Here is a 22,810-nt window from a genome sequence, read left to right as displayed (position 1 = left end):
TTTGCTATTAATATAGGATTCGCTTAGCTTTGTTGTTTTTCCTTTATTATCTAATACGGTTGTTCTTGATAAAAGTAATTAGGCTTCTTTAATTCATTGCTCATAACCTGCGTAACGGATTAACTGATGGTTCCATAGACGGAACTGCTGATTGCCCTGTACCTTTGGAGCAAAAATGGTAATGGTAGGAATGATCCTCCCATCGTTTGTAGCGAACTTAATATGCTCCTTTATCGCCTGATAAACCTCTTCCTCAGACGTTTTTTCTCTAGCATCAATCACCCTTAGGGAGGACCAGAACAATCTTCCGATACACTTATTACTATTTCTCCAAGCCATCTTTGCTCCGTGCTCAAGCTCTATGGCTGTATGCTCATAATGACCACTTTCCTTGAGCTCATTCTCTATTTCTATGAGCCTGCTCTCTATTTTCTCTACTTGTTTTATTTCTGTGTAGCATTTAGTAATAAATTCTTTCGCTTGTTGATAGATTTCCATGTCTAGCTTCTCTAAAAAATCTCACTCCTTGGCTTCTCTTTCCTTATTTCTTACTATTTCTCTTTCCTTATTTCTTACTTTTTCTCTTTCTTTATCTTTTTCTCTCTTTCACTGTTTCTTTCTCTCTTCCTTCATTTATGTTTCCCTGTTCTTTTTCACTTTCCTTTTTTCTTTAACTAATCGCTTCTCTAAGTTGACAGTTTTATATTAAGCTTTTTCAATCATTACGGCTACCTTTTAACTAATAAGATAAATCTTCATTTCAATATACAAACTAGAAACACAAAAAAGCAAGCAGAGTTAAAGCTACTGCTTGCAAGAAACCATTCTTCCTTTACTTCTCAGATAATTTCGCCACACTAATCCAAACGTACCGGTTTTTTTGTTCAAAGTCCACGTCAAAGCCTGAAGCCTTATATATTTCTTCCAAATCCTCAATCGTTTCATAAAACTCTGTTTTAAGATCTTCCAGCAGATTAGGTTTCCCTTGCCGCTCCGCTCTCTCCATAATCTCTAGCTTTTTACCTTCATCCTCAAATGAAGTATCAGCAAAAATAATGAGAGTGTGGGCCTGCATATATTTTTTCAAACTTTCTAGAGCCCTTTGTTTTTCCCTTAAGGTTAGATGATGAAAAGCGTAGGAGCTTACAATAGCATCTACCTTTTCCTCCTCTTGCATAGGGATATCCAAAAAATGTCCCTCGCGCAGATCTACTTCGATACCTTTTTGCTGTACAACTTTACGCATTTCTACCGATGGCTCTACTCCAATAACAGTGTGGCCCTTGTGTACTAGCTGCTGAGTAAGATTTCCGGTTCCTACACCAAATTCTAGAACTCGACCTGCCTGCTGTGGGAGATGGCCAACGATTTGGGCTAAAATGTCTGCATAGTTTTCAAATACTTCATTGTATTCCCCGTCCTTATCCTCTACCGTTTGATCGTAGGAGGAAGCCCACTCATTGAAAAGCGGATTAAAATCCTTTTCCTTCTCATTCATCACAATTTCCCCTTTATACGTACAAACTATTGTGATAGTGTCCTGATGCCCAACGTATATTCTTGATGTTACTTTATTACCTTTTTAAAAATACTACCATCTTCAGTTACGCACTTCCACAAATGTGTCCCTTACTTTAAATCTGATGTCCCTAATTGGTTAACAAGCATAAGCTCTGATAATGTCACCATCCGATATCCCGACTGAACTAAAGCAGGAAGGATAGTCTTAAGTGCTTCTACAGTCTGCTTACGATTTCCTCCTGAATCGTGGAATAAAACAATATCTCCAGGTCTCGTACCACCTAAAACATTATCAATAATTTTTTGTACGCCAGGCTTACTCCAATCTCTTGAATCCTGATGCCAGGACCACATTACTACCTGATAGCCTCGCTCTACTACCGCTTCAACGATTCTTTCATTGTATCGTCCACCGGGTGGTCTGAAATATGGGTTAAGATGGTGCCCAGTCAAATTATGATATTCCTGCTCTGTAAGCTTAAGCTCCTGCCATATTTGCTCCTTAGACAATCTAGAGAACCTTTCATGATTAAATGTATGATTGCCATGCTCATGGCCTTCAGCCAACTGTCTTCTAACAATGTCCTGGTGCTGATTCATTCTAGAGCCAATAATAAAAAAAGTTGCTTTGGCATCATATTCTAATAACAAATCTAATATTTGAGGTGTATATACGGCATGCGGTCCATCATCAAAGGTTAGTGCGATTAGCTTTTCTTTTGTAGGAAGCTCCCATATAACTTCTCCTTGCTCTACATACTCTTGTTTCGTTTTAGCAAATACTTGATTTTGATAAGTACCTGAAAAACAGCTGAATAGCAAAAGAACCACGCATAGAAGAATTCGATATTTTTCCATAAACCTTCTCCTCTGTTAAACGTTTCTTCTGCTTTTAGTATCTACTACTTTCCATTTTGCATACAATAAACTCCACTTCTTTACTGAGTAAGTTGCTCATTTTGATAGGTAAAAAAAGTGGGACCCCCAAGTGGAGCCCCATATTCGTTTTATTATTTTGACTATACATTCTTAATACTGACTATAAAACTACCCAATATTCCATCTAGTTTAAGCTTCTTTTCTTCAGGTAGAAGTCACTGTGGTAGCTTTATACAATGTTGCTCATTTAACAATTCATCTGGAACCTCTATTCTCATTCGTAATAAATTTGAACCGAAGGACTTTCCTAGATTGTCTGTACGTAATGAGGATGGCGCTCCCCCACCTAGGGCTTGCTCAAGTACGAATTTTAGCCCATAAATGGACTTTACTTCATATCTAGACACATCTCCTTCTACAATCCCTTTAAAGTGCTCCTTAACCCTCTGAACCGTCACTTGCTCCTTGAACACTTTATACATTTCCTCAGTCTTTGCAAACAATCCTAAGTCGCATGTATTCCCTTTATCTCCTGAACGTGCCTGAGCCACATAGCGCAATTGAATCTCAGCCATTTGTCGATACCCCTTTCACATTTGTAACCACGCCTACTTCAATTTCTTCACGCGGTATAAGAACTGACCAAAGACCTAGCAGCTGTCTGACAGAAAATAGATTTGCTAGTCCACCAACGAAAGGTGGCCCGTTTAACGCTAATGGAGGAAATAGACGACCAAACTGAGCAGCCTCCTCCTTCGTATCTGTTTGCACCGCTACCCGCAAATAGATTTCATTCAGCTTTTCTTCGTCTACCGGCTCAGCTAATGGCCCATGGATCGAGTTGTATCCCACAAATTCGGTATGAATGTCATTTACTTTTATACCGTAAAGCTCAATCTGCTTTCTTACAATTTCATCTGCTTTTCGAGCCTTTTGCAATGCGTCAGGCCAAGAATAACCTAACATTCCTTGACCCATGTATCCGTTAGAATAGCCCATAATAGCTTTTAATGTTGGCGGCTTAGGCTTTCCCTTCACCCCGCTAATTTGAACAACATTCTCCTTTATTTCTTCAAATCGAACATTTGTAAAGTCTGCGATAACATCAGGAGTGATGTAATGACTTGGATCGTGGATCTCATACAAAAACTGTTCCTTTAATGTATCCACAGAAACTCTTCCCCCTGTATGATCTGGCTTGGTTAAATACGCCATGCCATCTTCATAGACTTCTGCAACCGGATATCCCACCTTCTCTAATTCAGGAACATTCCACCAGTCACCACTAAAATTTCCTCCAGTAGCTTGACCAGAGCATTCCATTAGATGTCCTAAAAGAATACCTTGAGCCAGTAAATCCCACTGCTCTTCTCCCCAGCCTAGCTCATGGATTAACGGGGCTAGGAACTGAGCTGTATCCGTTGTGCGTCCAGTAATCACAATATCCGCACCTTGCTGCAAACATTCAACAATGGGCCAAGCTCCTAAATAAGCACTTGCAAATAGAATCTCATCATTTGGTTTATTGAAGGCTTCGCCAGTATCATAGTCAGCTAAGGATATGCCTTTTTGCTTAAAGCTCTCTAATAAAGGATAAATGTTATCTCCCGTTGCAATCCCTACCTTTAAGTCCTCTATACCCATTTCTCGAGCAATTCTTAACACCTCTTCACGAGCAGCTTCTGGATTTATACCACCTGCATTAGTAATCAGCTTGATTCCTTTTTCCTTTACATAAGGAAGAAGATTTTTTGCTGTTACAGTGATGTCTTTCGTGTACCCTTTTGAAGGGTCTTTTTGCTTATCTTTTTGTAAAATAGCCATTGTCAGTTCAGCTAAACAATCAAAGCAAATATACTGCACATCCCCGTATTTAGCTACATTGAGTGCTCCATAGATCGTATCCCCATAAAATCCTTGCCCTGCTCCAATTCGAACCTTTTTCATTCTTCTCCTCCTTAAAATGAAAACGCTTTCTTTTATTTAGACTACCATTCGACTGAACGCTCATTCATAATGAAAGTATACCAAATTCTTCATAGAAGCTTCAATACCCTTCTAAGTTCTACATTAAAATAAGTAACTAAATTCTAGATACTTATTATACTTTTATGTTGATTAAGGATTGAAAATGGGTAATAATACAAGATAAGATCTTCAACAATGATGAAGGAGGAATTTGCACATGTATGACGTAGCCATTATTGGAGCTGGACCAGCAGGTGCTAGCGCAGCCATTTTCACAGCAAAAGCAGGTAAAAAAACACTTGTCGTTGACCATGATAAAGGTATGACCAAAAAAGCTTGGTTTGAGAACTACTACGGTATTACTGAAATTTCTGGACCTGAGCTTGTGGAAACGGGTATAAAACAATTCCAACGCCTTGGTGCTGATTTAGTTGAGGAAGAAGCTACTGAGATTAAAACAAATGGCGATGGTACGTTTACCATTACAACATCAGAAAATAAACAGTTTGATGCAAAGCATGTTATTTTATCAACAGGAGTCGCTCTAGCATTAGCCGAGCAATTAGGTGTTATTACTAAGCCTGGAACAGAACCACGTATTAAGACAGTTCTTCAGGTTGATGAGCAAGGCAGAACAAATATTGATGGGGTCTGGGCAGCAGGTACAGCTGCTGGTGTTAGTGTTCACGCGATCATTACAGCCGGTGACGGTGGTAAGGTAGCCATTAATGTTATTAGTGAGTTGAATGGTGAGCGTTATGTGGATCATGACATTTACCAGCCAAACTCTTAAACTAAACATTAATGTAAGAGCATTTATAGATTTAATACATTTAGAGGTGGTTAAAGCTTTCCTTTCAGCTTTATCTCGCCCTTTTATCATGCTAAGAGAAAATCACGACCTTCAAACAGCTTTTATTACAAATAAACTTGACTTTCACTATAAAAAAGAGATAAAATATCATTTGTGAATAATGCGGAAGATAGCTAGGGTGAACACTCATATGACCCTCACTATTTTGTTCCTTTTGATCGCGGCTGATCTTAGAAAAAGGTGCATCGCGTAACCCTCTGCTATCAGGGCGAGGATGTGTGAAAACAAAATAGACATATGCAGGAGATTACCACTGTTATTTTTCCATTTATTTTTCTAAAAATGGAAGGAGAAATGGTACTATGTCACGTTATACAGGACCAACTTGGAAATTAAGCCGTCGTTTAGGTATCTCCCTAAGCGGTACTGGTAAAGAATTAGCAAAACGCCCTTACGCTCCTGGTCAACACGGCCCAACTCAGCGTAAAAAATTAAGCGAATATGGTGTTCAGCTTCAAGAGAAGCAAAAGCTTCGTCATATGTATGGAGTTAACGAGCGTCAATTCCGTCGCATCTTTGATGATGCTGGTAAAATGAGCGGGATCGTCGGTGAAAACTTCCTAATCCTTTTAGAGTCTCGTTTAGATAACTTAGTTTATCGTTTAGGTTTAGGTCGTACTCGTCGTGCGGCTCGTCAATTAGTTAACCATGGTCACGTTACTGTTAATGGTAAAAAGGTAGACATTCCTTCATACCGCGTTAAGCTTGGTGACGTAATCGGAATTCGTGAAAAGAGCAGAAATCTTGACGTAGTTAAAGATGCCTTAGAAGCTCGCAACTACCTACCAGATTACCTAACTTTTGACGATAATGCTTTAGAAGGTAAATTTACACGCACACCTGAGCGCAGTGAGCTACCTGCTGAAATCACTGAGTCTCTTATCGTTGAGTTTTACTCTCGTTAAGCCCTGTGCTTAGTAGATAACAACATTTCAAACCCTAGAAACGCCTTTATGACAAGGCTTCTAGGGTTTTTATATTTTTTCTGCTTTGTTGAATCCACTTGTTCCGCCTGACTTGGTCGATTAGAACCTCCCTATTGGGAACAACTATAGGTTATAATGTAAGTAATAACCAAAGGTCTACGTAAGTAATAACCAAAGGTCTACGTAAGTAATTACTAAGTTGAGATATTATTCAAATATCAGTACTATAGAGGAAGGGATAATATAGAATTTTATTTATTCACTAAAACCACTACTGAATATATAGAGATAGCTGATGAAGGGAGTGTTTTAAGATTTATACAACATTAGAAGCTTGCATAAAAGATTTAGAACAGAATGGGCAGCTCGTCCGAATACGCGAAGAAGTAGATCCTCTGCTTGAAATGTCCGCCATTCACCTGAGAGTTTATGAGGCAGGGGGTCCAGCTCTTTTATTCGAAAATGTTAAAGGATCACGTTATCAGGCAGTTTCAAACTTGTTCGGGACACTTGAGAGAGGCAAATTTATTTTTAGAAAGACATGGGATTCAACACAGAATGTCATCGCTTTACGTAATGACCCAATGCAGGCTTTAAAGAATCCTTTTCGGCATATTCACCAAGCTACATCGGCAATAAAAGCTCTACCGCTTAAACGAGGGAACGGTTTATCAGGCTTCAACGAAATCAAGATAACTGATCTTCCATTAATTAAACATTGGCCCATGGACGGAGGGGCTTTCGTTACGTTGCCACAGGTATATAGTGAGGATCCTGATAAGAAAGGCATTATGAAAGCAAACCTCGGGATGTACCGAGTACAACTTACAGGTAATGATTTTGAAACCAACAAGGAAATCGGCTTGCATTATCAAATCCATCGGGGTATCGGAATTCATCAGCATAAGGCCAATCGTAATGGGGAACCACTTAAAGTAAGTATCTTTATTGGAGGACCTCCTGCACATACCGTATCAGCAGTTATGCCGTTACCCGAAGGATTGAGTGAAATGTTGTTTGCTGGATTATTAGCGGGCAGAAGGTTTAGGTATGGCTATGATGCAGATGGATATTGCATAAGCCAAGACGCCGACTTTGTCATTACCGGAGAAATTCACCCCTCCGAAACGAAGCCTGAGGGACCGTTTGGTGATCATCTTGGATACTATAGCTTAACCCATCCATTTCCTATGATGCGAGTCCGAAAAGTCTATGCTAAACAAAATGCAATCTGGCCCTTTACAGTCGTTGGACGACCGCCGCAGGAAGATACGACGTTTGGAGCACTTATTCATGAGCTCACAGGTGCGGCTATAAAGCAGGAGATTCCAGGGGTAAAAGAGGTACATGCCGTTGACGCTGCCGGGGTACATCCTTTGCTACTTGCTATTGGTTACGAACGCTATACTCCATATACTAAGGTAAAACAACCAGCTGAGTTGCTCACGATTGCTAACCGGATTCTTGGTACAAATCAACTTAGCCTTGCCAAATATTTATTTATTGCCGCCGAAGAAGGGCAGCCCCTTAGCACCCATAGAGTATCTGAGCTCTTTTCATACATACTGGAGCGTATCGATTTGAAGCGAGATATTCATTTTCAGACGAACACGACCATCGATACATTAGATTATTCTGGTCAGGGACTGAACCAGGGAAGTAAAGTCATATTTGCTGCTTGTGGTGACAAGAAGCGTGACCTCTGTACCGAGGTTCCGGGACAGCTTAAAGAGCTACGGAATTACACCAATCCTCGGCTTGTTCTCCCAGGTATTGTTGCTGTCGAAGGTCCAGCTTTCAATACCTATGCGGATGCAAAAAAGCAGATGCATGAGCTGACAAATGCCATTAGTATGCGTGAAGAGATGTCTAGCTGTCCGCTAATTGTTCTATGTGACAACAGCTCCTTTGTCAGTGAAACGTTAGATAATTTTCTATGGACAACCTTCACCCGGAGTAATCCTTCACATGATATTTATGGGGTGAACGAGGACATTACATTTAAACATTGGGGTTGTGACAATGTTATTATAGATGCTAGAACAAAGCCACACCATGCCCCACCTCTTATTTTAGACCAAGCTGTTGAAAAACGAATTGATCAGTTATTTACTAAAAGCGGAAGTTTAAGTGGCGTGCTGAAATAGTATTTTTTAATAGAAAGCTAGATAACAACATTTCAAACCCTAGAAATTCCTTATAACAAGGCTTCTAGGGTTTTTTGTATTGTGTGTAACCTTTCAATTATGGATAAACTGAACATATGCAACGTAACAAAAAATTCATTCCATTTATTTCAAGGAGGATTTTATGACTGATGTAACTAAAAATACAACACCTTCTAACGATGCCCATCACAATTATTCACGTCAAAACCTTTGGTCTGGCCTTCTATTTGGTATTGGGATAGTTGCTTTTATAGATGAGACTGTATTTCATCAATTATTACGCTGGCATCATTTTTATGACCGTTCCACCACTGCCATTGGCCTCATATCCGATGGGTTATTTCACGCACTTAGTTGGTTTGCTACTATCGGGGGATTATTTATGTTTGCCGACCTTCGCCGGCAACAAGCATGGTTGCCTATGAGGTGGTGGGGAAGTGTATTGGCTGGGGCTGGAGCATTCCAGTTATACGATGGGACCATACAGCATAAGCTTATGAGGCTTCATCAAATCCGCTATGTAGAAAATGTGTTTGTCTATGATATGGTCTGGAATATCATAGCTGCTTTAATGATCGTTGTAGGTATTTTCTTTATTACTCGTGCTAGGCGGAAATCACAACAAGTTGAAAGGAAAGCATAAAAATGAGTCACCTTTCTCATGGGCATACTATCGTCTCGTTTGAAACTATAGTATTATTGTTTATCTTTGCACTGATTATGTATACAGTAGCAACCATGAAATCTAACCAGTATAAGCATCTCCGAAAATGGCCCATACACCGTTATATTTGTTGGTTCTTAGGAGTTCTTTGTGCTGCCATATCCGTTGTGGGCCCTCTAGCAGAGTTAGCTCATATAAATTTTACAGCCCATATGATAGGTCATTTGTTTTTGGGAATGCTGGCTCCTCTTTTAATTGCTTTGTCTGCTCCTTTAACACTTCTCTTAAGAACAGTAAATATACCTACAGCACGCCGACTTGCACGAATTTTAAAAAGCTGGCCAATGCGTGTTCCTACTCATCCCGTTGTCGCTACTATTTTTAATATTGGAGGTCTATGGGTTCTATATACAACCGAGTTGTATATGGCGATGCAGCAAAATCTGCTTTTACATTTTCTCATTCACTTGCATGTTTTCTTAGCAGGGTACTTTTTTACTGTATCAATGATTTATATTGACCAATCTCCACATCGTTTTAGCTTTATTTATCGTTCAGTTGTCTTAGTCTTAGCGCTAGCTGGTCATGGCATCTTATCGAAATACATCTATGCGAACCCTCCCTCTGGCGTATCTGCAGGACAAGCGGAAATAGGAGGAATGCTGATGTACTATGGTGGTGACGCAATTGACGTCGTTCTTATATTCATTCTTTGTTTCCAATGGTATAAGTCTACTAGACCAAGGGTATCCGTGTCTTTGGTAACAAATTAAGCTAAGAAAAGAGCCCCATCTACGGACGGGGCTCGAAAACTATTCAGTGGCTCTCTCTGCTCCACTTGCTAAAAACCTATGATAAGCTATTTCTGCAATTCCAATCGCTAAGGTAAGAATAACCAATTCACCGAAGGACATTGTCCAGTCGAACATATTGGAAACGACCCAAAAGAAAACAAATGCTAATCCGGCATCGGCAATAGTAGCTACAGTATTATTGCTTCTACGTAGTATAAGCTGATCTCCAACAACATACGCTAAGCCACTAAACACAATCGCAGAGATAATGGATTGCCAGAAGGTTGCGTTTGTAAACCATTGTGTAAATAGAACGACCACAATCCCATTTAACAAAAGCTTGTACAAAAATTTCATCGTCTAACTCCTTTTTCGAAATTTATTTTAAGAATCGCGCAGGAATTATCTTGGTGGGTCTGGGGAAGATAATTTAGAATTATATTTCCCAAGAGGAGTGAACTTGATGTATTACTACAAAGAGGAATTAATTAACATTATTAAGCCTGATCGACCTGATCCTGCAGCAGCTAAGGTTCTTCAAGAAACACTTGGTGGACAGTTTGGTGAAATGAGAACCATGATGCAGTATTTTTTTCAAAGTTCGAACTTTAGAGGAAAAGAAAAGCAATTTAGAGATTTACTTCGTGGTGTTTTTTTGGAGGAGATTGCCCATGTTGAGTTAGTTCAAAATACCATCAATCAATTGTTAGATGGGGCAGGTGAGTCTTTACCTGGGAATGCGGGGGTAGACCATGCTCCTCTAGATGAAGCTATTAAGCATGCTAATCCTCATCATTTTATTATGGGGGCTCAAAGCTCTCTTCCTGTTGATGCTGGAGGGAATCCATGGAACGGCTCTTGGGTTTATAATCATGGAAACTTAATTAGTGATATGCTCAACAATGTTATTCTTGAATCTACAGGTGTCTTACAAAAAACAAGAATTTATGAAATGAGCTCTAATCAAACATTGAGAGAAACTCTTGGATTTCTAATTGTTCGAGATAATGCTCATCAAAATGCTTTTGCTAAAGCATTGGAGACATTAGGTGTAGATTGGGCAAAGCTATTCCCTGTTCCTAACTATGATATTAATAAATACCCCGAATGTAGGAAATATGTTGATATGGGGTATCACAATGTACAATTTAATTTTAGATTAGATGAAACACGTATTGCTGAAATTTTTCAGGGAAAAAGCCCGAGTCGGAATGGTGGAGAGCTGTCTATCACAGAACCTCCTAAGGGGTTCCCGGTTCCACAGCTTGGTGAAATGCCGAATGAGCACAGTCCGGGTTTAAGTGACATGAATCATTAACCTGCGAACTTTTTTACTCAACGTTTAAAAACGATCTGGAATCAACATATGCAACAAACAAAATAGACGCCTTTAAGCCTACATATAATGTGGCATGAGTGCGTCTTTATATCTTCTATTATTCATAAAAATCCTCATCAAGAATTCCATAAACAGCACAGTCCTTATATTGATTCTTTGAGTTCCGGATCATATGTCTGATCACCCCCTCCTGCTTCATTCCGGCTTTCATCATAACCCTCCCAGATGCAGGATTATCAGTGTTATGGGCTGCAGATATTTTATGAACCCTCATATGTCTGAAAGCAAAACCAATAACAGCTTTAAGCGCCTCTGTACCATAGCCCTTATTCCACCACTCATAGCCCAATGAATAACCAACTTCACAATTACTTGTTTGCGCTTCAAATTCATATAGATAAATCTCACCAATTAAATTCCCGTCTTCCTTAAGCTCCAGTGCCCACCAACAATATTCAGGACTTGTATATTGATTTATAATTTCTGATATCCGTTTACTCGTTTCTGCAAGCCTTATATGAGCAGGACTTACCCGATTGTCAGATACTCTTTCATCGGATAACCAGTGCTTATAAGCACTTTCAACATCTTCAATAGTAAACTGTCTAAGAACTAATCTTTCGGTATCTATTTTTACTGTACCTGAATAATTGATCAATTAGATAATCCTCCATTTAACTCTTTTTTATACAGCTTAGTACTTTATTAGCTCTCTCAATAGGGGATTTATTGCTTAAATAATACTTTTCAGCTTTCCAATATCTTCTCTCATATTTATTTAGCAATTCTTGAGATTCTCCATCGCGATTTATTATTCTTTCATATCTTATTTTTTGGGGACAGTCTATAAAAACTACATAATCAAAGTAATACCTCCACTCATCTCTTTGCAGAAAAATACCCTCGCATAATATTACACTATGTGTTCGTATATTTTGATTCATTTCATAGATTGCATCGTTTACCTTATCATAAAATGGTACCGTGATTGAAGATGTCTGTTGATGTAGCGGCTTAAATAATGTGTTTTTAATCAGCTCTACATCCCATTGTAAATAATAATATTCGTACCATTCATCAAATCCTGTATCATATCTTTTCTTTGCTTCAACAATAAAATCGTCCATATGAAACACATTTAAAACATCTATTCCTGCTTCTTTCAATTGATCACTTAGAAGGAGAGCTAAAGTGGTTTTCCCGGATCCCCCAAAGCCATCAACACCAACGATAAGTGGACGCTCCACTTGATTCTTCATCCTATATAGCGCCACTATTTCTCTCATAGCTTCTTCAAGCATAGAATTCCCCATCCAAAAAGAAATTGTCAAAAGCAAAACTCATCTATATAAAAAAGTCTTCTATTCATTCAAGAAATAATTTTCTACATTAAGGAACTTATTTCTACAAATGTTTTAAAAATCCTTTATGTTGGAGAATTTCATCCAAAACTTCCTTGACATGATATCTCTGTGTGATAAATTAGATATATATCTAATTAGATGATTATTAAAATAGATAAACATTCATCATGTTCTTTATGAGGTGACAAACTGTGCAGTTAAACCGACTAGTTAGCTTTCACAAAGCTCTTGCAGATCCCATTAGGATCAAAATTTTAAGCCTATTAGCAGCCTCGCCCCTTCATGGCCAAGCATTAGCTAGTAAGCTAGGGGTCACTCCCCCTACCATCACCCACCATATGCACAAATTACGAGATGTAGGGCTAGTAAAAGAAAGACGGGATAAAAACACCATCTATTATCACCTACAGCTCAAAACCTTAGAGCAGAATGCACAAGCCATTCTTAACACAGTAACAAAAAGAAATTCAACCAGAGAGGATGAAAAAGAGATGCGTACTGATCTAGAGAAAGAAAAAATAACCGTTCTATCCAACTTCATTAGTCCCGAGGGTAAGCTCAAAACGATACCAGCCCAGCGTAAAAAGAAGCTCATTATTTTTGAATATCTAGTAAAAAAACTAAAAGTAGGACAAAAATACACAGAAAAAGAGATTAATGAATTCATCAAACAATTTCACGAGGATTGCGCTACCATTCGGCGTGAATTTATTATCAATCATTTCATGTATCGTGAAGATGGTATTTACGAAGTAAACCCTGAGGAGCTATGGGCAAAGATTGATTGAGTACTATATTCAACACAAAAGTTTGACGTAAAAGCTTCGGTTGACAATCTCATTAGGAAAGCCCAATAGTCTATCATTAACCCTCTTTAAGGAGTGTAGCAAAGCGTGTCCTTTCACAAAGAAGAATCCTTATTGAAAGAAAAATACAACATTCATCCAATCTCAAAGCTCTCTCTTCTTCACACAGGTGAAAATCAAATCATGATTGTAAAAGGTAAAAAGAGAGCAGGCCGACAAATCGAATCCAATACGTACATCCTAAAGAAATACAGAGTACAAAGGTTTGATTTACTTCAAATAAAAGCGGAAATAGAATGGTTACTTTCCTTAAAACCTTACCTATTTATCTCCACTCCATTAAAAACCGCGGATAACGAGTATGTTTCAATGGTCGTTGATGCTTCCTCTACCTATTACTATGTATTGTTCGAATATATCACAGGTGAGCATATAGAAAACCCCACAGATGAGGATTATTATAAGCTAGGAAACAAGCTGTCTATCCTACACAAAAAATCCCTACAAATTACAGAAAACAGAGCAAAAGATTGGTTAGGCTTTAATAGACCAACATACTCTAAAACATCCATCATAACAGAAGCTACGGAGAGCTTATTAAAGGCTTCATTTCTGACTATAGAGGACAAAACAAGATGGGAAGACCTAGCTAATAGACTTACAAACCTACCTACTCCATTCACCACAAAAGAGAAAAGTTTTGTACATGGAGATGTTCATTTTGGTAATATTCTTCAGACAATCACCACCGAATGGTGCCTGTTAGATTTTGATGAGTGTGGATTTAGTCATTATTCCTTTGATACTGGTGTTCCTAGGCTCCATTTGATCTCCTCGAATCAATTGCAGGAATGTTGGCGTTCCTTTATAGCTGGATACAATATGCCCTTAGAAGAAGCAGAAATTAGGATGGGGACTGCTTTAAGAATTCTTTACATGGCGGGTAAAATTCCGAAGCGATTAGATATTGAACACCTTCGTACAAATCCTGCAAAAAGAATCCAAAAATATTTTAAATATATAGAAGATGAAATAGATGGTGTAACCTATTTTTAGGATTGTTAGCTAGAGACTTATATAGAAATCAGAAGGGATTATACAATACAAAGGAGCGATGGGCGGAACTAACATAGTAATTAGGAGCAAAAATAAAACGTAGCTACACTCAGATATCCTAGAGTTTTGCTACGTTTTTTATTCAGCTATTTAATCTTTGCAAACTTCCTTTTTCCTACCTGAATAATCATCCCCGAAGCTACGCTAATCTCCTGATTCAAGTCCTCAATCTTCTGCTCATCTATCTTGACTGCCCCTTGCTGAACCATCCTTCTACCTTCACCTTTAGATGGAACAAGACCAAGCTCAGCAATTAAATCAACGATTTTCACCTCAGCCTCACCTGTCCAATCAGCCTCCGGAATATCCGTTGGAAGAGCACGCTGCTGGAATACTGTTTTGAAGTGCGCCTCGGCCTGCTCAGCTGCCTGCCCATCGTGGTACAGCTCCACAAGAGTTCTAGCAAGCTTCATTTTTGCATCCCTTGGATGAACAGCCCCACTCTGTATCCCTTCTTCAAGCTCCTTAATTTCCTCCACAGAAATAGGAGTAGTCAGCTCAAAATACTTTAACATAAGCTCATCAGGTATAGACATTGCTTTTCCATAAATTTGGTTAGGTTCCTCATCAATTCCGATGTAATTCCCAAGACTTTTACTCATCTTGTTTACACCATCTAATCCCTCAAGTAACGGTGTCATGATTGCGACCTGCTGTGGTTTATTGTATTCCTTTTGCAGATGTCGACCCATCAATAGATTAAACTTTTGGTCAGTTCCTCCAAGCTCAATATCACATTCAAGCGCTACTGAATCATAGCCTTGCATTAAAGGGTAGAAAAATTCATGGATGCTGATTGGCTGATTGTTAGTATAACGCTTAGAGAAATCATCTCTTTCAAGCATACGAGCAACGGTCATCGTTGCCGCTAAATTTACAACATCAGAGAAGTTCAAGCTACTTAACCACTTACTATTATAATGAAGCTCTGTTTTGGACATATCCAAAATTTTCCCATATTGCTGAACATATGTCTTGGCATTTTCAAGAACATTTTCCTCTGTAAGCTGCTTTCTGGTTTCCGATTTCCCTGTTGGATCTCCAACCCTTGCTGTAAAATCTCCCATTAATAGCTGCACCGTATGACCGAAGTCTTGAAACTGGCGTAGCTTGTTAATAACCACAGTGTGACCAATGTGGATATCTGGAGCTGTTGGATCTAATCCAAGCTTGATTTTTAGCGGCTTTCCTGTAAGAATAGATTTCTCTATTTTTTTTCTTAAATCCTCTTCAGGAACAATTTCTACCACTCCACGCTTAAGCACCTCTAGCTGCCTATCTACTTCCTTTTGCTGTTCAAGTGTTAGCTCCTGCTTTTCACTCATGCCCTTCATCTCCTTATTTACTTTCTATGTTCCTACTATTCTTAAAGCATTATACTGAAAGCTGAAAGTTTGCTTCTTCCCCCATCCTCCAGAATAAAAAAGAAATAAAAAAAGCCCATCCCAAAAAGGGACGAGCTGTTCTCGCGGTACCACCCTTGTTAGAAGATTTGCTACAATACGTAGCTTACTTCTCACTCAAATAGGATAACGGCCATGACCGATTGTGACTACTGATTTGTTCATGTTCATCACAATAACTCCTGAAGGTAATTCGTATGAATCCCAAGTATCGATTTGCACCATCCATCGACTCTCTGCAAGCTATAAGATCCCACTACTGGCTTCATTCAACGTTATATATTAACTTTCTTCACGTAAGCCCATACTAAGGATAGGCTCACTGTATTGATATAAATTATCATCATTCTAATAAATTGTCAATCATTCACAGTGCTTTTCGCAACAACTTTTTCACATTCTGTTCGTCTTAATGATATATGATCTACCTCATGGATTATGCTATAATGGTGTGGAGCCACAAGGGGGATAAAAATGGTAAAAAATCAATCAACAACAAATAAATCGGTGAAGCCGAAAAAGAAAAAAGGAGTTCGTCCACTAAAAGCCACTTGGATTGTTATGCAGGTCCTGCTCGTTCTTGCGGTCATGGGAGTACTGTTTACAGGCGGAGTTGCCGCAGGCTTTTTAGCTTCACATGTTCAGGACGAACCATTGCGTGATTATGATGAAATCTATAATTACTTAAATAACTTTAACCAAACAGGTGAAGCATACTTTAAGAATGATGAGTTCATCGGCTACTTACGTACGGCTGAAGTATCTCAGCCTGTTACACTAGAAGAGGTATCGCAACATTTAGTCGATGCCATCTTAGCTACAGAGGATCATATTTTCTACGAGCACAATGGTATTAACCCTAGAGCTGTATCTCGTGCCGTTATCGAGCAGTTTACAATGGCTGGAGATGGGTCAGGGGGAAGTACAATTACTCAGCAGGTTGTTAAGAACCAAATTCTAGGACCTGATCGTAGCTTTGAAAGAAAATTTAAGGAAATGCTTTTGGCTATGCGTCTAGAGCGTATGTTTAATAAAAATGAGATCCTAGAAACGTACTTAAACATGGTCTATATGGGCTACAATGCTAACGGCTCTAACATTGAAGGGGTAAAAGCAGCATCAGAAGGAATTTTCGGAGTCGACGTTAAGGATCTGAACATTGCTCAATCCGCTTACCTAGCAGGGATGATCCAAAGTCCAGGGCGTTACACCCCTTTTACTCGAAGTGGTGTAGTTGTACAGGAGCGTCTGGATAACGGTCTAAACCGGATGAATCACGTATTAAATCGTATGCTTGAAACTGAGATGATTAACCAAAGTGAATATAATGAAGCGAAAAGCTTTGATATTAAAGCAAGCTTAGCCAAGCCAACTCCAGGGATTGTGGAGCGTTATCCGTTCCTTACCTTTGAAATTGAACGTAGAGCTATAGATATTCTCTTTGATCTTGAGTTAGAAAAAGAAGGTATAGCAAGAGAGGACTTAACCGACGAACAACGTGACCAATACAGAGAACATGCTAGAAGACAGCTTTCGGTTGGCGGTTATAAAGTGTATACGACAATTGATCGGGAACTTTATGAAGCCTTCCATGAGATCGCCCAGGACCCTGAATTATTCGGTCCAAGAAGTAGAGAAAATACGTATGTAACAACAGATGAAGAATCGAATCAAGATATTGAGCAAGGCTATTTAGAACAAACAGCGGTTACTTTAATTGATAATGAAACTGGTGCTATTATTGCAATGATTGAAGGTCGTGATTTTAATGAATTGCAATATAACTTAAATAGAGAGCCGAGACAACCAGGCTCATCTATTAAGCCATTACTAGACTTTGGCCCTGCCATGGAGCTTGGTCTTTTACAGCCTGCATCTGTTATCGATGATGCACCCATTTTTAAATGGGACGTGTCCACTAGTGACTATTGGGTTCCTAGAAACTGGAACAATAACTTCCAGGGACTTGTAACCGTTAGGCAAGCCATGAACCAGTCCTATAACCTACCAGCAATTAAAGCATTGATGATGGTACAGGAGGAAGCTGGCGAGGAAGTACCTTTTGATTTCTTGAAGGATATGGGCATTACAACCATAACGCAATCAGATATCCATGCAACTCCTGCTGCTATTGGAGGTATGACTTATGGGCTTACTGTAGAGGAGAATACAAGTGCTTTTTCTACCTTTGCCAATAAGGGAGTTCATAAAAAATCTTATCTTATTGAACGTATTGAAACATTGGATGGCACCGTTGTATATGAGCAGGAATATATACCAAAGCAAGTGTTTTCAGAACAGACAGCCTTTCTTATGAATGATTTGCTACGAACTGTAGTGAACAATGGTACCGCCTCAAGAATTCGCGGATACATGGGCTCAGAGCTTGAAATCGCTGGAAAAACCGGAACAACAAATGACGACTTTGACTACTGGTTTGTAGGCTATACTCCTCAGGTTACAATGGGAGTATGGACAGGGTATGAGAAACGAGAAAGACTTCAGGGTCAGTTCTCTCAAAGAAACCATAACTTATGGTCTACATTAATGAAAAAGGTTGAAGAAATAAGGCCGGAATATGTGAATAAAGAAGAAAAGTTTGAAATGCCAGAGGATATTGTCAGAGGAGAGGTTTGTTCTAAATCAGGGATGCTTCCATCTGATCTTTGTAGACAGTCAGGGTATCTAGTATCCGATTACTTTAATCGACAATACCTTCCGACAGAAGTGGACGACAGAGTCATGAACGGTAGGATGGTAACTGTTAATGGAGAGTCTTATATTGCCCATGACAACACACCAGATGACTTTATCACAACTGGATTTTTCATTAGACGAGATCCATTAAATATACCTGAGCAGCTCGAGAGTCAACGACATCGCTACCTACCACTGGATTGGGACAATTCTGCTCCTTCTGAGATTGACCCACGTGTAGAAAATGGAAAAGACCCAGATCGACCAGTTAATGTCCGAGCAAGCTGGAGAAACAATGCGATAGAGGTCACCTGGAATCCTGTTGCCGATGATGATATCGCTGGATATCGGATTTACAGAACAAACGCTAACAAGGATTTTGAACATATTGCTAGTGTAACTGATAATCTACCTAAACAATTCCGTGATGAATCGGCTAACAGTGGAACCGTCTATGCGTATCAAATTGTCGCTGTAGATATAGCTGGGAACACGTCAGAGACTTCTGCTGTCGCCCTTAGCGATCAGATTGATCAGGATTCATTCTTCGAGCCTGATCAGAAAGTACCTTCAGCACCTACTGGAGTTTCAGCAAGTCATGGTATGTTTGGTGTAGACCTTAGCTGGAGTGCAAATACTGACAGTGACGGAGTGAAGCTATATACGATTTACTATTCTACACAGCCTAACAGTGGCTTTCAAATTCTAACAGAAACAATAACAACTCAATACTCACATGCGTTCCTAGACGTCCCTGAAGCTTATTACTATTACATCACAGCCACAAACGATGAAGGGCAATCTAATCCTTCGAATGTAGTTAAAATGAGCTTTCAGAATGATGATGTAGGAGATACTCCGGATAATCCAGATGATTCGGATGACAGTGATGACGAATAATAGTTCTTAACAACAAAAAACCACAATGGCCAGAGAAAAAAGGTCATTGTGGTTTTTTATAGATGTTACTTAGGTTCTTGGCACTTATCTCTTTATTTTTATATTTATACAATTATGGGATGGGCTTACATATATATGACTTTATGCACTTATGGTTTGAAGCATATTTTTTACCATTTGATAAGAACGCTCAGAGGCAAGCTTAGTAAATTCCAAGAAGTTGGATGAGGCCGTTCCATCAGCCTTGTCGGACAATGAACGAATAATAACAAAAGGAACCTGGTTCAAAAAGCAGGTTTGACCAACGGCTGAGCCTTCCATCTCCACACAGAAAGCATTGAACTGCTTGTATAAACCTTGCACACGCTCAGGATTGGCAATAAACTGGTCACCCGATACAACCCTACCATTAACAACCTGAACATCCTGTAAACTTTCTGCCCCTCGTTGAGCTAATTCAACTAAATGCTCATCAGCATCAAAGCTAGAGGCTGACGCATATGGAATCTCACCTTGCTTAAAACCAAGCGGAGAAGCATCAATATCGTATTGAAGACAATCCGAAGAAATAACGATATCTCCAATGTTTAAATCAGGATGAACGCCTCCGGCTACCCCGGTAAAAATAACAGATTGAACCTCGAAATCATCAATTAAAATCTGTGTACATATGGCAGCATTCACTTTACCTACTCCAGACTTGCATAATACTACCTGTGCTCCAAACAGCTCTCCAGCATAATAAGTTAGTCCTGCCCTAGATGTTTCTTTTATGTCGTTCATCTGTTCTCTAAACAGCTCAATCTCTTCCTCCATAGCCCCTATAAGACCAATTCTATTCCTCACTCTTAACTCCCCTCTCCCCTTGCTGTCGTCCTTAACTAAACGTCTACATCATCTGGCTTTGTAGACTGGCGTTGCTCAATACGATGAGGTAAAATGACCTTATGTTCCTCAACCTTTTCCTTATTCATATATTTCGTTAATAGACGCATAGATACAGCCCCAATGTCATACATCGGTTGAACCACACTTGTTAAAGTAGGACGAACCATAGCACACAAACGAGTGCTATCAAAACCGATAACTTCCATGTCGTTTGGAATTTCTAATCCGTTATCTTGGCAAGAATGAATCGCTCCAACCGCCATCTCATCATTCATCGCTAGGATGGCCGTAGGGCGTTCAGCTAGTTTTAGAAGCTGTGCCGTTGCATCTAAGCCAGATTGATAACGATAGTTTCCAATCTGCAAATACTCATCGACAAACTCAATTCCCGCATCCCGTAACGCTTTCTTGTATCCTTCTAAACGAGACTGTCCAATAAGCGGATCCTCTAACGGACCGGAAATGAAACCAATTTTAGTATGACCACGTTCAATCAAGCTTACAGTTGCATCAAATGACGCTTGAAAATAATCGATGTTAACGGAAGGGAGCTCTCCCTCAGAATCTCTTGTAGCGGACAAAATAATTGGCACAGAGGCTGTTGTAAATACATCCTTATGCTCATCTGTAATTTGGCTTCCCATGAATAATAATCCATCTACTTGCTTTTCAAGCAATGTATTAACAAGATGAATTTCTTTATCAATACGCTGATCGGAGTTACATAAGATGATATTGTATTTGTACATATTGGCAATATCCTCAATACCCCTTGCCAATTCAGCATAAAACAAGCTTGAAATATCTGGTATAATTACGCCAACAGTTGTCGTCCTTTTACTCGCTAATCCTCTTGCTACAGCGTTAGGACGATAACCTAGCCTTTTGATCGCTTCCATCACCTTTTTACGAGTGGCTGGTTTTACATTTGGATTTCCATTCACTACCCTGGATACAGTCGCCATAGATACGCCAGCTTCTCTGGCTACATCGTATATTGTTATATTCATTTTCACACCTCTTCTTAAATGGATTTGATTAGTTTATATATTTGGTAAAATATGGCTTTCAAACACTTTCATAATATTATTGTAATCATACTGTAAAATCGCTTGTCCTGCAATGACTAGTGCTAAAAAAGACCATTCATTTTTTATTCTTTCCTAATTATCATTTTAAAAATATAATTGAGCAAAACAATAGCCTCATTTAATGATGGTTAGTCATTAAATGAGGCTATTGGTATCATGGTTGGACCATTAGGGTTACTTTTAAACCAAGCTTTGTATAATGATTTATACTTGAACCGTTTGCTTTTTGAATAATCCGGACTGGTCAAGCTTTTCTAAGAAATCATTAAACTGAGGAATATCTAATTGTTGATTTGCATCGGACAAAGCTGTCGCTGGATCTGGATGTACCTCTACCATTACACCATCTGCTCCAATCGCTAAAGCTGCTTTAGCTGTAGGTAGAATTAGATCCTTGCGACCTGTAGAATGAGTCACGTCCACTAGAACGGGCAGATGTGTTTCCTGCTTTAAGATCGGAACAGCAGAAATATCAAGGGTGTTCCGTGTCGCTTTTTCGTACGTTCTAATTCCACGCTCACATAAAATAACGTTTGTATTTCCTTTTGAGACAATATATTCAGCAGCGAAGATAAACTCTTCAATCGTAGCAGACATTCCTCGCTTCAGGAGAACTGGATGATTCACAGAACCAACCGCTTTTAGCAGTTCAAAGTTCTGCATGTTTCTAGCTCCAATTTGAATTACATCAATGTACTTTGTAGCTAGCTCAACATCGGCGGGACTCACAATTTCACTAATAACGGCTAGATCATTCTCCGCAGCAACCTGCTTTAGAATTTCTAAACCCTTAAGCCCTAGTCCTTGGAAGTCATATGGTGAAGTTCTAGGTTTAAACGCACCACCACGAAGTAGCTTTAAGCCTTTTGCATTATGGTTATTAGCAACTTCCTTCACCTGCTCATAGCTTTCTACAGAGCAAGGACCACCAACTAAAACAGGAGTACCTCCTCCTACCTTCACTCCTTTTACATCAACAACTGTATCATTAGATTGCTTTTTACGGCTTACTAGTAATGCCTTCTTACTATCATCCTCTTGCAGCTCTAAAGATGCCTTAAAGATTTGCTTAAAAATATGCTGCACAGTTCCTGTTTTAAATGGACCTTTGTTATTCGTAGCGATCACATCGAGCATCTTTCTTTCTCTTACTGGGTCAAAACGATTCACCCCAGATTTTTGTTTTACTTGGCCAATGCTTTGAACAATATCCCCTCGTTCATTAATAAGATCTAAAATCTTCAAATTAATATCGTCTAGCTTTTTCCTTAATTCCTCTAACTGTTCATTACTCACTAACTCCACTCTCCTATCCCTTTTATCTAATTCAAGCTCGAAAGCTCTTAAATGTTATTAGCAACTTTACCATGATTAAGCTTACATTTCAAGCAAAATTTTAGTGGGTAAAAGCA

General features: G+C 39.1%; 21 protein-coding genes and 1 other annotated feature. Of the genes, 9 read left to right on the top strand and 12 right to left on the bottom strand.

What is annotated here, in order from left to right; translation table 11 throughout:
• Positions 1-93: 93 nt before the first annotated feature.
• The 5 genes from J2S11_RS13210 to J2S11_RS13190 all read right to left on the bottom strand — a co-directional run bounded on the left by J2S11_RS13210 (position 94) and on the right by J2S11_RS13190 (position 4,347).
• Positions 94-498 (bottom strand): nitric oxide synthase oxygenase, encoded by a 405-nt coding sequence (locus tag J2S11_RS13210; protein ID WP_307395272.1) that lies wholly within the window; start codon positions 496-498, stop codon positions 94-96.
• A 334-nt stretch (positions 499-832) separates the two neighbouring features.
• The gene (locus J2S11_RS13205; RefSeq protein ID WP_307395270.1) at positions 833-1,498 is read right to left on the bottom strand and encodes a class I SAM-dependent DNA methyltransferase; all 666 of its coding nucleotides are present in this window, start codon (positions 1,496-1,498) and stop codon (positions 833-835) included.
• Positions 1,499-1,629: 131 nt separating this feature from the next.
• Complete coding sequence (locus J2S11_RS13200; RefSeq protein ID WP_307395269.1) at positions 1,630-2,379, bottom strand: polysaccharide deacetylase family protein; 750 nt, start codon at positions 2,377-2,379, stop codon at positions 1,630-1,632.
• Between the two features lie 236 nt (positions 2,380-2,615).
• Entirely contained in the window at positions 2,616-2,975 is a 360-nt protein-coding gene (locus J2S11_RS13195; RefSeq protein ID WP_307395268.1) for an AtuA-related protein, read from the bottom strand.
• Entirely contained in the window at positions 2,968-4,347 is a 1,380-nt protein-coding gene (locus J2S11_RS13190; protein ID WP_307395266.1) for an acyclic terpene utilization AtuA family protein, read from the bottom strand. Before J2S11_RS13190 ends, J2S11_RS13195 begins: the two co-directional genes overlap by 8 nt.
• Positions 4,348-4,585: 238 nt before the next feature.
• Here J2S11_RS13190 and J2S11_RS13185 point away from each other — a divergent pair, with 238 nt between their 5' ends.
• From J2S11_RS13185 to J2S11_RS13165, 5 genes are all read left to right on the top strand, one after another.
• Positions 4,586-5,161, top strand: coding sequence for an FAD-dependent oxidoreductase (locus J2S11_RS13185; protein WP_307395265.1), 576 nt, complete (start codon positions 4,586-4,588; stop codon positions 5,159-5,161).
• A 383-nt stretch (positions 5,162-5,544) separates the two neighbouring features.
• Positions 5,545-6,147 (top strand): 30S ribosomal protein S4, encoded by a 603-nt coding sequence (rpsD, locus tag J2S11_RS13180; RefSeq protein WP_307395263.1) that lies wholly within the window; start codon positions 5,545-5,547, stop codon positions 6,145-6,147.
• 335 nt (positions 6,148-6,482) lie between these two features.
• Entirely contained in the window at positions 6,483-8,315 is a 1,833-nt protein-coding gene (locus J2S11_RS13175) for a UbiD family decarboxylase (protein ID WP_307395294.1), read from the top strand.
• A 163-nt stretch (positions 8,316-8,478) separates the two neighbouring features.
• Positions 8,479-8,979 (top strand): DUF2243 domain-containing protein, encoded by a 501-nt coding sequence (locus J2S11_RS13170; protein WP_307395261.1) that lies wholly within the window; start codon positions 8,479-8,481, stop codon positions 8,977-8,979.
• A gap of 2 nt (positions 8,980-8,981) precedes the next feature.
• Positions 8,982-9,773 carry a cytochrome c oxidase assembly protein gene (locus J2S11_RS13165; protein WP_307395260.1) on the top strand — a complete coding sequence of 264 codons (792 nt, stop codon included), beginning with the start codon at positions 8,982-8,984 and terminating at the stop codon, positions 9,771-9,773.
• Positions 9,774-9,812: 39 nt separating this feature from the next.
• On the opposite strand, the gene J2S11_RS13160 is transcribed toward J2S11_RS13165, so the two are convergent.
• Positions 9,813-10,151, bottom strand: coding sequence for a DUF2512 family protein (locus J2S11_RS13160; RefSeq protein ID WP_307395259.1), 339 nt, complete (start codon positions 10,149-10,151; stop codon positions 9,813-9,815).
• A gap of 106 nt (positions 10,152-10,257) precedes the next feature.
• Here J2S11_RS13160 and J2S11_RS13155 point away from each other — a divergent pair, with 106 nt between their 5' ends.
• Positions 10,258-11,112 carry a manganese catalase family protein gene (locus tag J2S11_RS13155; protein WP_307395258.1) on the top strand — a complete coding sequence of 285 codons (855 nt, stop codon included), beginning with the start codon at positions 10,258-10,260 and terminating at the stop codon, positions 11,110-11,112.
• A 118-nt stretch (positions 11,113-11,230) separates the two neighbouring features.
• On the opposite strand, the gene J2S11_RS13150 is transcribed toward J2S11_RS13155, so the two are convergent.
• Both J2S11_RS13150 and J2S11_RS13145 read right to left on the bottom strand, forming a co-directional pair.
• Positions 11,231-11,791, bottom strand: coding sequence for a GNAT family N-acetyltransferase (locus J2S11_RS13150; RefSeq protein WP_307395256.1), 561 nt, complete (start codon positions 11,789-11,791; stop codon positions 11,231-11,233).
• Between the two features lie 16 nt (positions 11,792-11,807).
• The gene (locus J2S11_RS13145) at positions 11,808-12,434 is read right to left on the bottom strand and encodes a kinase (protein WP_307395254.1); all 627 of its coding nucleotides are present in this window, start codon (positions 12,432-12,434) and stop codon (positions 11,808-11,810) included.
• Positions 12,435-12,688: 254 nt separating this feature from the next.
• On the opposite strand from J2S11_RS13145, the gene J2S11_RS13140 reads away from it, so the two are divergent.
• Positions 12,689-13,285, top strand: coding sequence for a DUF2087 domain-containing protein (locus J2S11_RS13140; RefSeq protein ID WP_307395252.1), 597 nt, complete (start codon positions 12,689-12,691; stop codon positions 13,283-13,285).
• A gap of 105 nt (positions 13,286-13,390) precedes the next feature.
• The gene (locus J2S11_RS13135) at positions 13,391-14,359 is read left to right on the top strand and encodes a phosphotransferase enzyme family protein (RefSeq protein ID WP_307395251.1); all 969 of its coding nucleotides are present in this window, start codon (positions 13,391-13,393) and stop codon (positions 14,357-14,359) included.
• Between the two features lie 146 nt (positions 14,360-14,505).
• Here the strand turns inward: J2S11_RS13135 and tyrS are convergent, their stop codons facing one another.
• Positions 14,506-15,744, bottom strand: coding sequence for a tyrosine--tRNA ligase (gene tyrS, locus J2S11_RS13130; protein WP_307395249.1), 1,239 nt, complete (start codon positions 15,742-15,744; stop codon positions 14,506-14,508).
• A 123-nt stretch (positions 15,745-15,867) separates the two neighbouring features.
• Positions 15,868-16,104, bottom strand: a binding site (T-box leader).
• A 192-nt stretch (positions 16,105-16,296) separates the two neighbouring features.
• Here tyrS and J2S11_RS13125 point away from each other — a divergent pair.
• Positions 16,297-19,419 carry a transglycosylase domain-containing protein gene (locus J2S11_RS13125; protein ID WP_307395248.1) on the top strand — a complete coding sequence of 1,041 codons (3,123 nt, stop codon included), beginning with the start codon at positions 16,297-16,299 and terminating at the stop codon, positions 19,417-19,419.
• A gap of 141 nt (positions 19,420-19,560) precedes the next feature.
• On the opposite strand, the gene J2S11_RS13120 is transcribed toward J2S11_RS13125, so the two are convergent.
• The 3 genes from J2S11_RS13120 to J2S11_RS13110 all read right to left on the bottom strand — a co-directional run bounded on the left by J2S11_RS13120 (position 19,561) and on the right by J2S11_RS13110 (position 22,694).
• The gene (locus J2S11_RS13120) at positions 19,561-20,265 is read right to left on the bottom strand and encodes a 5'-methylthioadenosine/adenosylhomocysteine nucleosidase (RefSeq protein WP_307395246.1); all 705 of its coding nucleotides are present in this window, start codon (positions 20,263-20,265) and stop codon (positions 19,561-19,563) included.
• A gap of 35 nt (positions 20,266-20,300) precedes the next feature.
• The gene (gene ccpA / locus J2S11_RS13115; RefSeq protein ID WP_307395244.1) at positions 20,301-21,317 is read right to left on the bottom strand and encodes a catabolite control protein A; all 1,017 of its coding nucleotides are present in this window, start codon (positions 21,315-21,317) and stop codon (positions 20,301-20,303) included.
• Positions 21,318-21,602: 285 nt separating this feature from the next.
• Positions 21,603-22,694, bottom strand: coding sequence for a bifunctional 3-deoxy-7-phosphoheptulonate synthase/chorismate mutase (locus J2S11_RS13110; RefSeq protein WP_307395242.1), 1,092 nt, complete (start codon positions 22,692-22,694; stop codon positions 21,603-21,605).
• Positions 22,695-22,810 lie beyond the last annotated feature (116 nt).

The sequence above is a fragment of the Bacillus horti genome, from assembly GCF_030813115.1.
In the GTDB taxonomy this organism is placed as follows: domain Bacteria; phylum Bacillota; class Bacilli; order Caldalkalibacillales; family JCM-10596; genus Bacillus_CH; species Bacillus_CH horti.
The sequence above is the reverse complement of the archived record's forward strand: the minus strand, read 5'-3'. Positions and strand labels throughout refer to the sequence as shown.